General features: G+C 70.2%; 14 protein-coding genes and 1 tRNA gene. 3 read left to right on the top strand and 12 right to left on the bottom strand.

The features are described 5' to 3' along the window. Positions 1–232: 232 nt before the first annotated feature. Positions 233–1,195: an SLAC1 family transporter gene (locus AC1HC7_RS06815; RefSeq protein ID WP_479497285.1), complete on the top strand. Its 963-nt coding sequence runs from the start codon at positions 233–235 to the stop codon at positions 1,193–1,195. A 49-nt stretch (positions 1,196–1,244) separates the two neighbouring features. Here AC1HC7_RS06815 and AC1HC7_RS06810 read toward each other — a convergent pair. From AC1HC7_RS06810 to hisD, 8 genes are all read right to left on the bottom strand, one after another. Further along, positions 1,245–1,319, bottom strand: a tRNA-Phe gene (locus AC1HC7_RS06810). A gap of 173 nt (positions 1,320–1,492) precedes the next feature. After that, positions 1,493–2,584: a ribonuclease E/G gene (locus AC1HC7_RS06805; RefSeq protein WP_479498838.1), complete on the bottom strand. Its 1,092-nt coding sequence runs from the start codon at positions 2,582–2,584 to the stop codon at positions 1,493–1,495. A gap of 128 nt (positions 2,585–2,712) precedes the next feature. Next, positions 2,713–3,312: a Maf family protein gene (locus AC1HC7_RS06800; protein ID WP_479498837.1), complete on the bottom strand. Its 600-nt coding sequence runs from the start codon at positions 3,310–3,312 to the stop codon at positions 2,713–2,715. A 105-nt stretch (positions 3,313–3,417) separates the two neighbouring features. After that, on the bottom strand, positions 3,418–3,636 hold the full coding sequence (gene infA / locus AC1HC7_RS06795; RefSeq protein ID WP_479498836.1) for a translation initiation factor IF-1: 219 nt from the start codon (positions 3,634–3,636) through the stop codon (positions 3,418–3,420). 357 nt (positions 3,637–3,993) lie between these two features. Further along, positions 3,994–4,785, bottom strand: a complete 792-nt coding sequence (locus AC1HC7_RS06790) for a CDP-alcohol phosphatidyltransferase family protein (protein WP_479498835.1) — start codon at positions 4,783–4,785, stop codon at positions 3,994–3,996. 131 nt (positions 4,786–4,916) lie between these two features. Beyond that, complete coding sequence (locus AC1HC7_RS06785) at positions 4,917–5,405, bottom strand: arsenate-mycothiol transferase ArsC (RefSeq protein ID WP_479498834.1); 489 nt, start codon at positions 5,403–5,405, stop codon at positions 4,917–4,919. Between the two features lie 3 nt (positions 5,406–5,408). Next, positions 5,409–5,939: a UPF0262 family protein gene (locus AC1HC7_RS06780; RefSeq protein ID WP_479498833.1), complete on the bottom strand. Its 531-nt coding sequence runs from the start codon at positions 5,937–5,939 to the stop codon at positions 5,409–5,411. Then, the gene (gene hisD / locus AC1HC7_RS06775; RefSeq protein ID WP_479498832.1) at positions 5,939–7,246 is read right to left on the bottom strand and encodes a histidinol dehydrogenase; all 1,308 of its coding nucleotides are present in this window, start codon (positions 7,244–7,246) and stop codon (positions 5,939–5,941) included. Before hisD ends, AC1HC7_RS06780 begins: the two co-directional genes overlap by 1 nt. Before the next feature lie 234 nt (positions 7,247–7,480). Here hisD and AC1HC7_RS06770 point away from each other — a divergent pair, with 234 nt between their 5' ends. Next, the gene (locus AC1HC7_RS06770) at positions 7,481–8,185 is read left to right on the top strand and encodes a TerB family tellurite resistance protein (protein WP_479498831.1); all 705 of its coding nucleotides are present in this window, start codon (positions 7,481–7,483) and stop codon (positions 8,183–8,185) included. A gap of 78 nt (positions 8,186–8,263) precedes the next feature. Here AC1HC7_RS06770 and AC1HC7_RS06765 read toward each other — a convergent pair whose 3' ends face one another. The 4 genes from AC1HC7_RS06765 to AC1HC7_RS06750 form a co-directional block, all read right to left on the bottom strand. Next, positions 8,264–9,481 carry a cytochrome P450 gene (locus AC1HC7_RS06765; protein WP_479498830.1) on the bottom strand — a complete coding sequence of 406 codons (1,218 nt, stop codon included), beginning with the start codon at positions 9,479–9,481 and terminating at the stop codon, positions 8,264–8,266. Then, the gene (locus AC1HC7_RS06760; RefSeq protein WP_479498829.1) at positions 9,478–10,797 is read right to left on the bottom strand and encodes a TRAP transporter large permease; all 1,320 of its coding nucleotides are present in this window, start codon (positions 10,795–10,797) and stop codon (positions 9,478–9,480) included. Before AC1HC7_RS06760 ends, AC1HC7_RS06765 begins: the two co-directional genes overlap by 4 nt. Continuing rightward, positions 10,794–11,300, bottom strand: coding sequence for a TRAP transporter small permease (locus AC1HC7_RS06755; protein ID WP_479498828.1), 507 nt, complete (start codon positions 11,298–11,300; stop codon positions 10,794–10,796). The genes AC1HC7_RS06760 and AC1HC7_RS06755 overlap by 4 nt, the downstream gene beginning before the upstream one ends. Positions 11,301–11,645: 345 nt before the next feature. Then, the gene (locus AC1HC7_RS06750; protein ID WP_479498827.1) at positions 11,646–12,659 is read right to left on the bottom strand and encodes a TRAP transporter substrate-binding protein; all 1,014 of its coding nucleotides are present in this window, start codon (positions 12,657–12,659) and stop codon (positions 11,646–11,648) included. 276 nt (positions 12,660–12,935) lie between these two features. Here AC1HC7_RS06750 and AC1HC7_RS06745 point away from each other — a divergent pair. Next, the coding region (locus tag AC1HC7_RS06745; protein WP_479498826.1) for a flavin reductase family protein at positions 12,936–13,548 on the top strand (613 nt) is incomplete at its 3' end.

Below are 13,548 nucleotides of genomic sequence, written 5' to 3'. Positions count from 1 at the left end.
GTCGGCCGCCCGTGACGGGCCCCCGCCGGCGGGGGCGGGTCGGATGCGCATGGCCCCCGCTGCTACCCGGCGCGCCGCCGCGCCGGCACGCGGCGCCGCGGGTCGGGGGGGGGCGCGCGGAGGCGATCACGGGGGGGGGGAGGCGAAAACCGCGGCTTCCAATCGCTGGAGCCGATCCCATAGGATCGCCGGGAGGCGCGCCAGGGCGCGGGACCGGCGAAAGGATCAGGACTTGCTGAACGAGACCCCGCTCTGGCGACAGACGCCCCCCGCCATCTTTCCGGTCTGCCTCGGGTTCATGTCGCTGGCGCTGGGCTGGCGCAATGCCGCCGACCTGCTGCCGGGGATCCCGCAGGATATCGGCAACCTGCTGCTGGGGCTGTCGACCGGGTTTTTCATCTGGTTCCTGATGTTCTACCTGCGCAAGCTGGCGGCCCGGCCCATGGTGCTGTTCGAGGACATGCGCACCGCCCCCGCCCGCGCCGGGATCGCCGCCATGGCCATGTCGATGATGATCCTGGCGGCGGCGCTGCTGCCGCTGGACCTGTCGGCGCCGCAGGTCTGGTGGACCGGCGTGATCATGCAGATCTCGGCCAGCGCCATCGTCCTGCACGCGATATGGAAGGACCCGCCCGCGGCGCGCCATTTCACCACCTTCCAGTATCTGACCTTCGTGGGCCCGGTGGTCGGCCCCATCGCGGGCATCCCGCTGGGCCATGTCCGGGAAAGCTACTGGCTGACCATGGCGGCGCTGGTCGCCTACGTGATCGTCACCGGCGGCATCCTGCTGACCTTCAGCCGCCGCGCCGTGGCCGGGCCGCTGCGCCCGTCGATGACCATCTTCCTGGCCCCGGTCTGCCTGTTCGCGCTCAGCTACGGCGGGCTGGGATACGACTGGGCCTTCACGCTGTTCTATCGGATGGGCGGGGCCATCGCGCTGGCGCTGCTGCTGCTGGCGCCGTGGATGATGAAGGGCGGCTACACGCCGGTCTGGGCCAGCTTCACCTTTCCCACCGCCGCCTTCGTCAACGTGCAGGTGATGGCGGTGGCGAGGGGGCATGGCCTCTGGGCGGCGTTCGGGGTCTATGCCGGGCTGGCGATCGGCACGCCGCTGATCCTCTACATCGTCTATCGCTCGATCATGGCCTGGGTGACGGGCGAACTTGCGCGCAAATCCGGCGCAGCGATCGCCTGAAGGCGGATCCATGGATGACGCATCAAGGCAGGGGGCGGGGGAGGGGCCGTGGTGCCCGGGGGCGGATTTGAACCACCGACACGCGGATTTTCAGTCCGCTGCTCTACCCCTGAGCTACCCGGGCGCCGAGCGCCTCGGCGCTGCGGTGGAGAGGGTTTAGGCCATGGCGCGGCGCGTGTCCAGAAGGAAGTTGGGGGTTGAATCCGCCCTCTGCGCGGGGTGGTTCCGGCGTCGTTGTCCATGCTCGGGCGGGCGCCTGATCGGGGGCAAACGCCTGCCGTTGCGCTGCATTCCCGCCTAGGCGCGGGCGGCGCGCCTGGGTTTCAACGCCACCGGGCCGGCGATCAGTTCGGACAGCGGGCGGCGTTCGCGCTTGCGCAGCAGCTCCACATGGCCGAGCGGGGTCCAGCCGGCCACCGAGGTGTCCACCGGGTCGCGGCGGAACACCCGTTTCAGCGCCGCCTCGATCTTGGGCCGATCGCGCTTGGCCGCCGGGGCGAGGTCCAGCACCACCTGCCCGCCAAGCCCGCGCAGGCGCAATTGGCGCGACAATTCGTCAACCGCCGCGAGGTTGGTGCGCAGCGCCGCCGCGGGCGAAAAATCCGCGCCGGTGTTGATGTCCACCGCCACCAGCGCGGTGGTCGCCTCGACGCTCATCCAGCCGCCGCCGGGCAGGGCGGCGCGCGGGCCGGACAGGGCGTCGATTTCATCCCAGACGCCGAAATCATCGAACAGATGCGCGTCGCCGCGCAGCACCTCGCCGGGCTCGGGATCCACCCAGTCGCGCCAGGCGACCACCTCGGCCGACGGCGCCGCCGCCACCACGCCGGGGGGGCCGTCCGCGGCCTCGGCCTCGCGCATGATGCCGGCCAGTTGCAGGATGTCGTCGATGATCGCCATGGGTTCCACCCCGTCGGCGCCGGAGCGGATGATCACTCCGGTGACGACCTTCGCCTCGGCCAGCGCGTTGTCGGCGATGGCGGCGAGGCGGGCGCGTTCGTCGGCGTCGCGGATCTTGCGCGCCACGTTCAGGCCCGGGGCGTGCGGGGTGAGGATCGCGTAGCGCCCCTTGTAGAGCGGTTCGGAATTCACCGGCGCGGCCTTGCCCGGTTCGGCGTAGCGCGAGACCTGCACCGGGAACGCGTCGCCCGGGGTCAGCCCGCGCACGCCCTTCAGGAACCCTTCGCGCCCGTCGCCGATGTCGAGAAACGCCGCCCCCAGCCCCGGCGCCATGCGGATCACCTTGCCCATGTGGATCGCGCCCGGGCGCGGCGTCGGGTCGCTGTCAGGCGCGTCCACCAGCAGGTCGGTGAGGCGCCCGTCATCGATGCAGGCGACCATGGCGGGCAGGTCTTGATCCTCCAGGATCAGTATCGCGCGGCCTTTCATTGCGGAATCCTTCATTGCAGTCGTATTGGTGCGCGGGTCTGTTCACGGGTCTGGGCGCGGGCGAAGCGGCCGGCCCGCGGCGGTTGTCTTGCAGTGGCGTGGCCGGGCGGAAAAGCCGGTCGGCGGATCTAGGCGGCGGGCGCGCCGTCGAACCCGACCGGGTATCCGGCGCCGGTCAGCAGGTTGACGGTCTCGGCCAGCGGCAGCCCCACCACATTGGCGTAGGAGCCGTTGATGGCGGGCACGAAGGCCGCCGCGATCCCCTGGATCGCATAGCCGCCCGCCTTGCCGCGCCATTCGCCGGAGCGAAGATAGGCCGAGACCTCGGCGTCGGACAGGCGTTTGACCTTGACGCCGGTCTCCACCAGCCGCGACCAGACCCGCGCCCCCCGGCGCAGACCCACCGCGGTGGTCACCCGGTGACGCCGCCCGGACAGCAGATGCAGGAACCCCGCCGCCTCGCCCGCGTCGGCGGGCTTGCCGAGGATCCGCCGCCCGACCGACACCACGGTGTCGGCGGTGAGGATCAGATCCTCGTCGCCCGCGTCGTCACGCGCCGCGATCGCCGCGCCCTTGGCCAGCGCGAGGCGCAGCGCATAGGCGCGCGGGCGTTCGGATTTCAGCGGGGTTTCGTCGATGTCGGCGGGCAGGATCGCGTCGGGCGCGACGCCGACGCGGGCCAGCAATTCGCGTCGGCGCGGCGAGGCGGAGCCGAGGATCAGGCGCATGGCGCCTTCGGGGGCGCGCGCCGGGCGGAGCGGGGCCCGGGGCGCAGGCCAAGGGCCGCGCCGCACCGGGCGGCGCGCATCGGGCGGGGCAGGGCGGGCAAGGCGCTACTTGAAGCGATAGGTGATGCGGCCCTTGGTCAGATCGTAGGGGGTCATCTCCACCGTGATCTTGTCGCCCGCGAGCACGCGGATGCGGTTGCGGCGCATCTTGCCCGCGGTGTGCGCGATGATCTCATGGCCGTTCTCAAGCTTCACCCGGAAAGTCGCGTTGGGCAGCAGCTCGACAACGACGCCGGGGAACTCGAGAGTCTCTTCCTTGGCCATGCCTGCTCCGATGGTTTGGCGTTGTTCTCAACGCCGCGTCGGCGGCGCGAAAGCGCCGCCGGGATCAACGGGATGGGATATGACCCGGTTGACCGGGAAATGCAAGTGGAGGCGCGCCGCCGATCGCCGCAGCCCATGGAGGATGAGCCCCGCGACGACAAGGCCGCCGCCGCGCGGGACCGGCGGTCGGGCGCTTCCAGGGGTCATCCGGATCGGGGCGCTTCCAGGTGTCGCCCGGACCGGGCGCTTCCAGGTGTCGCCCGGATCGGGGCGCTTCCAGGTGTCGCCCGGATCGGGGCGCTTCCAGGTGTCATCCGGATCGGGGCGCTTCCAGGGGTCATCCGGATCGGGGCGCTGCTAGGTGTCATCCGGATCGGGGCGCAGCGAGCGCCAGACGGAAATGCCGATGAAATACAGCGACGCGGCGACCCAGAGCACGAAGACCATCGGATGCGCGGCGCGCGCGCCTTCAGCCTGCGGGTCCACCAGCACCAGCCGCAGCGTCGTCGCCGCCCACATCACCGTCACCGGAATCGTCACCGCCTTCATGGTCTTGACCCGGAAGGGATGCACGTATTTCAGCGGCACGAAGGTCAGCACGAGAAACAGCCCGATCACCGCCAGGTTGGTCCAGGGTCCGGTCTGCAGGATGTGAAAGCCCAGCACGACCACGTTCCAGATCGCCGGGAAGCCGCTGAAATAGTAGTCCGAGGTTTTCACCCCGGCATTGGCGAAGGTGTAGCAGGACACCAGCATGATCGCCGCCGCGGTCGCGGTCTCCCAGCCCTCGGGCACCAGCCCGAACCAGTAGACCATCATCGCCGGCACCGCCACATAGGTGAAATAGTCGATGATGTTGTCGAGGGTCGCGCCGTCGAATTGCGGCGTCACCTCGCGCACGCGCGCGCGCCGCGCCAGCGTGCCGTCGATGCCGTCCACGAACAGCGCCAGCCCCAGCCATATGAACACCGCGATCTTGTCGCCGTCGATGATCGCCAGCAGCGCCAGAAATCCCAGCACCACCCCCGAGGCGGTGAAGGCGTGCACCGCCCAGGCCTGCACCATGTCCTTGCGGCTGGGCGTCAGCCCGGGGTCTGGCGTCGCGCTGTCCGCGTCGCGGCCCGCCGCGTCGTTGTTGATGGAGATCATGCCCCGGACTCCTTTCGGCGCTCCTTTCGGAGAGTGGCGCTCCATACGACCGATGCAGGCAGGATACAAGTGGAGCGGGGCGCCCCGCAAGCCGCCGTTGCGCCGGTCGATCGCGCCGACCGCGCCGGGGCTCAGAACGCGGGAAACCGCCGATCCACCTGGGCGATGATCTGGTCGCGGGTCTGGCGATAGGCGGCGAGCTTCTCGTCCCGGCTGCGGCCGATGCCGGTGGGGTCGAGCACCGGCCAGTACTCGACCTCGATCGCGTGCCAGCGGGTGTATTCCAGCGCCGCGCGCTGCGCCGCCGGGGACAGGGCGACGATCAGGTCGAATTCGCTGATCCGGTCGCCCAGCGCCTCCATCTCCACGAAGCTGCGGGCGCGGTGACGGTCCAGCGCCACGCCGATCTCGGCGCAGACGGCGATGGCGAAGCCGTCCATCTCGATGTCGTGGCGCACCCCGGCGGATTGCACGAAGATGCGGGCGCCGTGGCGCTTTTTCATCACCCCCTCGGCCATGGGCGAGCGCACCGCGTTGTGATCGCAGCAAAACAGCACCGAGGACGGCCTGAACCGCGGCGTTTGCGGCGCCGGGGGAATGGGGGGCGAGGTGTCGGCCACGCCTCAGCCCTTGAAATGCAGGACGCAGATCAGGGTGAACAGGCGGCGCGCGGTGCCCATGTCGGTCTCGACCTTGCCGCTCAGCCGTTCGAGCAGGATGCGCGACCCCTCGTCATGGATGCCGCGCCGGCCCATGTCGATGGCCTCGATCTGGCTCGGCGGCAGGCGCTTCACCGCGTCGAAATAGCTTTCGCAGATCTGGAAGTAGTCCTTGATCACCTGACGGAACGGCGACAGCGACAGGTGAAATTCGGCGGCGCGGGCGCCGTTTTCGGCATTGACGGCGAACACCAGCCGCCGCTCGCGGATCGCCAGATCCAGCTTGTAGGGGCCGGCGGGCGCGTCGGCGCGCGGCAGGGCGAACAGGTTGCTTTCCAGCAGATCGAAGATCGCCACGCGGCGTTCCTGCTCGATCTCGGGCGTTGGCGGGGCGAGCCCGGTCTCGTCGAGATCGACGGCGATCAGCCGGTCTGGCGACGGGGCGTCGTTTGCGGCTGCGCCGGGGGCGTCGGGGGCGTCGGGCGGGCCTGACATCACAGCGCCTCGTTGATGGCGTCGAGCCGGCGGCGCACGGACAGGCCATGCGCCTCCAGCCCCTCGGACATGGCCAGGGTTTCGGCGGCGGGGCCGATGGCGCGCAGCGACCCGGGGGTCATGCGCGCGATGGTGGTGCGCTTCATGAAATCCAGCACCGACAGCCCCGACGAAAACCGCGCCGAGCGCGCCGTGGGCAGCACATGGTTCGGCCCGCCCGCGTAATCGCCGATGGCCTCGGGGGTGAAGGCGCCCAGGAAAATCGCGCCGGCGTGGCGGATTCCCCGCGACAGCGACTCGGGATCGGCGGTGCAGATCTCCAGATGCTCGGGGGCGACGCGGTTGGACAGGTCCGCGGCGTGGTCGAGGTCGCGCGCCACCACCAGCGCGCCGAAATCCCGCCAGCTTCGCGCGGCGATCCCGGCGCGCTCCAGCGTTTGCAGCAATTGATCGACCGCGTCGCCCACCCTGGCGGCGAAATCCGCGTCGTCGGTGATGAGGATCGCCTGGGCGCTGGCGTCGTGTTCGGCCTGGCTCATCAGGTCCATGGCGATCCAGTCGGGATTCTGGTGGCGATCGGCGATCACCAGGATTTCCGACGGCCCGGCGATCATGTCGATGCCCACGGTCCCGAACACCCGACGCTTGGCGGCGGCGACCCAGGCGTTGCCGGGGCCGGTGATCTTGTCCACGCGGGCGACGGCGGCGGTGCCGTAGGCCATGGCGGCGATCGCCTGCGCGCCGCCGATGCGGTAGATTTCATCGACCCCGGCCAGCCTGGCGGCCAGCAGCACCAGCGGGTTGCAGTCGCCGTCGGGGGTCGGCGCGCAGATCGCCAGCCGCCCGACCCCGGCCACCCGCGCCGGGATGGCGTTCATCAACACCGAGGACGGATAGGAGGCGAGCCCGCCGGGCACATACAGCCCCGCCGAATCCACCGGTCCCCAGCGCCAGCCGAGCATGGCGCCGGTCTCGTCGGTCCAGCGCGCATCTTCGGGCAGCTGGCGGCGGTGATAGGCTTCGATGCGCGCGGCGGCGAGGTCCAGCGCCGCGCGCTCGGCGGCGGGAACCGTGGCGATGGCGGCGTCGATCTCGGCCTTGGAGAAGGCCAGCGAATCGGGCGTCAGCGTCAGTCGGTCGTATTTCGCGGTCAGTTCGATCACCGCCGCGTCGCCGCGCGCGCGCACGTCGGCGATGATGGCGGCGGCGGCGTCATCCACATCGGCGCTTGATTCGCGTTTCATGTCCAGCAGGTCGGCGAAGCGGGCGTCGAAATCGGGCGCGGCGGCGTTGAGGCGGACGGGCATGGCGGCTCTCCGGTTGTGCGGCGCGTCCTCCATAGCGGCGGGGGGCGCGGGCCTCAATGCCCGATGGGGCGCGCCGGTCCCCAGGCCGCGGGATGTCCCCCGCCGCCCGCCCCCTGCGGGGCGGTCGACGGGGGACCGGCTTCGCCGAGCCTGCGGCGCGGCGTTGCGCCCCTTGCGGGACGGGGGCGGCGCGAGGGCTTTCGCTTGGCGCGCCGGATCGTCTATGCTGGGGGCATGTCGATCTGGTCCCGCATCGGCGAGGCGCTGGCCGCCTTGCGTCAGGGCGAACCCCTCTCCGAGGTGTTCGAACGGCTGCGCACGCCGCCCGAGCATACCGTGGGCTTCACCATCGCGGTGATCGCGCTGGGCGCCAAGATGGCCAAGGCCGACGGTCACGTGACCCGCGACGAGGTGGCCGCCTTCCGGCAGGTGTTCTTCATTCCGCCCGAGGCCGAGCGCAACGCCGCCAAGGTGTTCAACCTCGCGCGCACCGACGTCGCCGGGTTCGAGGGCTACGCGACCCGCGTCGCCCGCATGTTCGGCGCGCGCAAGGCGCCGCTGGAGGATCTGCTCGAGGGCCTGTTTCACATCGCCGCCGCCGACGGGGTCTATCACCCGGGCGAGGAGGCGTTCCTGCGCCGGGTGTGGGAGATTTTCGAACTGCCCGAACGGGTGTTCCGCGCGCTGCGGTCCCGTTATGCGCCCGACGCGACGCCGGACCCCTATGCGGTGCTCGGCGTCGATCCCGGAGCCCCGGATCGCGAGGTCACGCTGCATTGGCGACAGCTGGTGCGCGAAAGCCATCCGGACCGGATGGTGGCGCGCGGCCTGCCCGAGGAGGCGATCCAGCTCGCCACCGCGCGGCTGGCGGCGGTCAATCACGCCTATGACCAGATCCGCAAGGAGCGGGCGCGCCAGGGCGACGGCGTCGGCGTCTGACGTTTCGGGGCCGGCCCGTCAGGTCAAGTAGGGCGGATCCCGATCCGCCATTGGCGGCGGTTCCAATCAGACTCCCAATCAGACGAGACGCGCAGGCAGGCGCGAGAACCCGCGAAACCGCACCCGGCCGGTGCGCGCGGGCGCGCCGTCGATGCGGTAGTCCGGGAATCGCGCCAGAAACCGGTTCAGCGCCACCCGCCCCTCCATGCGCGCCAGCGTGAAGCCGAGGCAGGTATGCGGGCCGCCGGCGAAGGCCAGGTGCTTGTTTGGTCTGCGCGACAGGTCCAGCCGGTCGGGGTCGGGAAACCGGCGCGGGTCGCGATTGGCGGCGCCGATGCACAGATGCACCCCGGTCCCGGCGGGCAGGGTCTGGCCCTGGATCTCCAGGTCTTCGGTGGTTGCGCGATTGCCGAGCTGGTTGGGGCTCTGGAAGCGCAGGACTTCGTCCACCGCGGTGTCGGCCAGCGAGGGATCGGCGGTCAGGCGGGCGCGTTCCCGGGGCCAGAGGGTCAGTTCGTGCAGGGCGTTGCCGATCAGGTTGGTGGTGGTCTCGTGCCCGGCGTTGAGGATGAAGATGCAGTTCTGCAGAAGCTCCATCTCGCTGAGCGGCTCCACCGACTGGATCAGCCTTGTGAGCACGTCGGCGCCCGGGTCGCCCGGCGCCGCGCGCCGCCGCGCAACCAGATCGCGCAGATAGGCGCAGAAGTCGGTGACGGCGGCGTTGCCCCGGGCCCGTTGCGCGTCGCTCAGCACCGGTTCCAGCGCGCCGAGGATGGCCAGCGACCAGTCGCGCAGGGGCGCGCGTTCGTCATGGGGCACGTCGAACAGGTTGCCGATCACCTCGATGGGGATCAGCGAGGCGAAATCCTCGATCAGATCGGCGCGCGCCCCCGCCGCGGCCATGTTGTCGAGCAGGTCGTCCACCACCCGCACCAGCCCGGGTTCCATGGCGGCGATGGCGCGGGGCGTCAGGGCGCCGACCATGATCCGGCGCACGCGGGTGTGCAGCGGCGGGTCGGAAAACACCAGGCTGGAGGTGTGATGGTCGTAGAGCGGCGACTCGCCGAATTTGGGGCGGAATTCCTGCTTCTTGTCCGACGAGAACCGCCGCGCGTCGCGATAGATCCGGTCCAGATCCGCGTAGCGCGACACCATCACCGTGCCGTCGGGAAAGCGCTTCAGCGGCGCGTGCTCCAGCAATGCGCGATAGACCGGATAGGGGTCGTCGGCGAAGCCCGCGGGCAGATCCGCGAGGTCGAAGCTCTCGGCCAGGTCTCGATCCGACGTCCCGGTCATGGTCCCATGCTCTCCGGCAGAAACAGAACGAAGCCCGGCAGCAGCACCAGCAGCGCCAGCCGGAACAGGTCGGCGATCCAGAACGGGGTCACGCCCCGAAAGATCGTCGCGGTGGACACGTCGCGCACCACGCCCTTGAGGATGAACACGTTCAGCCCCACCGGCGGGGTGATCAGGCTGATCTCCACCACCACCACGACGATGATGCCGAACCACACCGGATCATAGCCGAGCCCCACCACCAGCGGGAAGAAGATCGGCACGGTGAGCAGCAGCATGGACAGCGATTCGAACACGCAGCCCAGCACGAGATACACCGCGATGATCATGCCGATCACCATCCAGGGCGCCACCGAATAGGCGGTGACCAGTTGGCGCAGCGCCTCGGGCATGCCCGCGAGGTTGACGAAATTGGAAAACACCCAGGCGCCGATCAGCACCGAGAACAGCGCGCCGGTGGTGTAGGCGGTCTCGCGCAGGGTCTCGAAGGTGGTGCGCAGGGTCAGCCCGCCGCGGCTGAGCGCGATCAGGAAGGCGCCCGCCGCGCCCATTCCCGCCGCCTCGGTGGGCGAGAACGCCAGGTTCAGCGGCCAGAAATTCAGCGCGCCGTAAAGCCCGCCGATCACCAGGAAGAACAGCAGCAGCACCGCCCAGACGCCTCTCAGCGCCACCAGGCGGCCGGGCCAGTCCACGCGATCCCCCGCCGGGCCCGCCGCCGGGTCGCGCGCCACCGTCCAGGCCACGGCGCCGAGATAGAACAGGATGCCCAGCAGGCCGGGCAGGATGCCGGCGATGAACAGCTTGCCGATGGAGGTCTCGGTCAGCAACCCGTAGATCACCAGGATCACCGAGGGCGGGATCAGGATCCCCAGCGTGCCCCCCGCCGCGATCGACGCCGTGGACAGGCTGTCGGCGTAGCCGAAGCGGCGCATCTGCGGCATCGCCACCTTGGACATGGTCGCCGCCGTGGCCAGCGAACTGCCGCAGATCGCCGAGAACCCGCCGCAGGCGACGATGGTGGCCATGGCCAGCCCGCCGCGAAACTGCCCGAGAAACGCGTAGGACACCGCGTAAAGCTCGCGGCTGAGCCCGCCCTTGTTGACGAACAGCCCCATGAGGATGAACAGCGGCACCACCGACAGCCCGTAATCCTGCGCGGTGTCGATCATCAGCCGCGAGGTCATGGAGATCGCGCCGCGAAAGCTGGTTTCCCAGGCGTAGCCCAGCATCCCCACCAGCCCCATGGCGAACGCGATGGGCATGCGCAGCAGCACCAGGACGAGGACGGCGGCGAAACCGATCAGAGCTTCGATCATGCGCCGATCCTCTCAAGCAGGGATTTGGGGGCGAACAGCACCAGCAGCCCGCGCCCGATCAGCACGAAAGCGGTGACGTAGACCGAGACGGCGATGAACCACGCGGGGTAGAATTGCGGGATCGACAGGTATTCGGTGAGATCGCCGTAGTCGCGCGCCCGTTCGGCCAGCGCCACGATCTTGACGGCGGGCCAGAACAGCATGGCGCCGGAAAGGATGGCGACGGCGGCGTCGCGCAGGCGCTTCGCGGCGCCCACGAACCACGGGTCCAGCAGGTCGACCGCGATATGGTCGCCGCGCCCCGATATCACAGGCAGCACCGAAAACACGGTGATCGCCATGAAGATGCGGGTGAGTTCGGTCGCCGCCTCGATAGGGCTGTTGAACACGCTGCGCAGCAGCACGTCGGCGAAGGTCATCGCCATCATCGCGAACAGCGCGAGCGTGGCGAGCAGCGTCGGCGCGAACGCCAGCGCGCGGGCTATGGAGACAAGTCGCGTCATCGGGTTTTTGCTCGTTCTGGCATGCGGGAGACCCGCGGGAGAACCGGGGCGAAACGAAAAGCGGTGCGGACGGCATGCGGGCCGGCGCGCAATGAAGCCGTGACCGGGGCGTCACCGGGCGCCCTGGCCGGGTCGGCCGCCGCCGACGGGACCGCCGCGCCAGACCGCCGGCGCCCATGTCCGTCGGCGGCTGATCCGATCGCCCCGGACAATGGACCGAGGCGGCGACGGGGACCATGGACGGGGACCATGGACGGGGGACCATGGACGGGGGGCCATGGTGGCCGGGGCGATGACAAAGGGACGGCGGTGGCCCGCCGTCCCTGCAGCGCGATGCGCCCTGCGTCAGTAGGCGGCCATGTCCGCCTTGATCTGGGCGTAGGCGCCCTCGGCGTCGACGCCGCGCGCCTTGACCTCGGCGATCACGTCGATGATCTCCTTGGTGGCGATGGCCTTGAACTTCTCCACATCCGCGGCGGTCGCCTCGTTGATGGAGTTGTCGGGCGCGGCCTTGGTGGCGGCGAGGCCGATCTCGTCGATCTCGTCCCAGACCGCGCCGAGCATGCGGCTCGCCGGTTCGCCGAACACCTTCTCCTCCAGCGCCTTGCGGATGTCGGCGGGCAGGTCGTTGAACACGTCCTCGTTCATCAGGATGGCGAAGGACCCGCGATACAGGCCGCCGGGCATCACGTAGACGTTCTTGGCGACCTCGGTCAGCTTGAAGCCCTTGCGCCCCTCCATGGGCATGACCACGCCGTCGGCGGCCTTGGAGGCGAGGGTTTCGTAGACCTTGGGCGCCGGCACCTTGATGCCGGTGGCGCCCAGCGCCGCGCCGATGTCGCCGCCGACGCCGCCGGGGACGCGCAGCTTCATGCCCTTGATCTGGTCAAGCCTGGTGACCTTGGCGGTGGATTGCAGCTGCGCCGGGCCGTGGGTGGTCAGCGCCACCACCTTCACGCCGCGATGCTCGTTGGCCTTGGACAGATACTTGTCGAAGGCGCGCCAATAGGCCACCGAGGCGGCCTCCGCCGACCCGGAATAGCCGGGCAGCTCGATCAGCTTGGTGGTGACGAAGCGCCCGGACTGGTAGCCGTGGAATATGATGGTCATGTCCGCGGCGCCGTCGAGCACCAGATCCATCTGCGCCGGCGGCGGCGCGAGGCCGAGCTTGACCTTGCCGGTGACCCGGCCGCCGGTGGCGTCCTCCATCATCTTGATGAGGCCCGGCCACATCTTGGCGTTGATGCCGTGGGTCGGCGGCGTCCAGCTGGAAATCGTCAGCGTGTATTCAGCCGCCATGGCGGCGGTCGAGATCACGGCCGCGACCGCAGTCGCCGCGATTGTTCCGAGAAAGCGCATTGATGTCCTCCCTGGCGCATTCTGTTACCGATATTCACGAAAGCACTTAAAGCTTGTAACGTTTCCGCACGTCAAGCACAATTATTCCCCGCGAGGCGGCAGCAGGGTGCGTTTGTTGCGATCCTGACCGGTTTGGATGCGCGCATCAACCGCGCCGTTCATGCGCCGGCGAAACGCGCCCCGGCCGGGCGCCGCGCGCCGCCCTCGACGCCGGGGCGCGGAGCCTGTATTCCGGGCGCTCTGGCACTGACGCGGGACGGGGGCGGAATTACCGGCATGGCGGCGCAAACGGGCCTGGACCCGACCGGTTTCGACCCCAGCGACACAGCGCGGCTGCGCGGGGCGCTCGGGCGGTTCGCGACCGGCGTCACGGTGATCACCGCGCTGGCGCCGGAGGGGGCGCCCATCGGCTTCACCGCCAGTTCGTTCAATTCCGTGTCGCTGGATCCGGCGCTGATCCTGTGGAGCCTGTCGCGCCGCTCTGAACGGCTGGGCGCCTATCGCGCCGCCGACGCCTATGCGGTCAACGTTCTGGGCGCCGGGCAGGCGGCGCTGGCGCGGCGATTCGCCGGGCCGGTCGAGACCCGGTTCGACGGCGTGGCCTGGCGGCGCGGGCGGCTCGGGGCGCCGGTGCTCGACGGGGTCATCGCGGTGTTCGAATGCAGCCATGAGGCGGTCTACCCGGCGGGGGATCACGAATTGTTCATTGGCCGGGTGTCCCGCTGCGCCGAGGCGCAGGGCGCGCCGCTGACCTTTTTCGGCGGCGATTTCGGCACCGTGCTCGGCGCGGTTGAGCGCGCCGCGGCGCCGGATCCGCTGCGCGCGGCCACAGCGCGCGCAGCGGCGGCGCTGGGGCGGGCGCGGGCCGCCGCGCTGGCCGCCGAGGGGC

The sequence above is a fragment of the Oceanicella sp. genome, from assembly GCF_056449545.1.
This window is presented reverse-complemented; position numbering and strand designations above follow the sequence as displayed.

Excerpts from the sequence above, each read along its gene's own strand:
- infA (WP_479498836.1), bottom strand. The coding sequence starts at position 3,636 with ATGGCCAAGGAAGAGACTCTCGAGTTCCCCGGCGTCGTTGTCGAGCTG.
- AC1HC7_RS06780 (WP_479498833.1), bottom strand. The coding sequence starts at position 5,939 with ATGTCAGGCCCGCCCGACGCCCCCGACGCCCCCGGCGCAGCCGCAAAC.
- hisD (WP_479498832.1), bottom strand. The coding sequence starts at position 7,246 with ATGCCCGTCCGCCTCAACGCCGCCGCGCCCGATTTCGACGCCCGCTTC.
- AC1HC7_RS06800 (WP_479498837.1), bottom strand. The coding sequence starts at position 3,312 with ATGCGCCTGATCCTCGGCTCCGCCTCGCCGCGCCGACGCGAATTGCTG.
- AC1HC7_RS06750 (WP_479498827.1), bottom strand. The coding sequence starts at position 12,659 with ATGCGCTTTCTCGGAACAATCGCGGCGACTGCGGTCGCGGCCGTGATC.
- AC1HC7_RS06790 (WP_479498835.1), bottom strand. The coding sequence starts at position 4,785 with ATGATCTCCATCAACAACGACGCGGCGGGCCGCGACGCGGACAGCGCG.
- AC1HC7_RS06805 (WP_479498838.1), bottom strand. The coding sequence starts at position 2,584 with ATGAAAGGCCGCGCGATACTGATCCTGGAGGATCAAGACCTGCCCGCC.
- AC1HC7_RS06770 (WP_479498831.1), top strand. The coding sequence starts at position 7,481 with ATGTCGATCTGGTCCCGCATCGGCGAGGCGCTGGCCGCCTTGCGTCAG.
- AC1HC7_RS06765 (WP_479498830.1), bottom strand. The coding sequence starts at position 9,481 with ATGACCGGGACGTCGGATCGAGACCTGGCCGAGAGCTTCGACCTCGCG.
- AC1HC7_RS06755 (WP_479498828.1), bottom strand. The coding sequence starts at position 11,300 with ATGACGCGACTTGTCTCCATAGCCCGCGCGCTGGCGTTCGCGCCGACG.
- AC1HC7_RS06760 (WP_479498829.1), bottom strand. The coding sequence starts at position 10,797 with ATGATCGAAGCTCTGATCGGTTTCGCCGCCGTCCTCGTCCTGGTGCTG.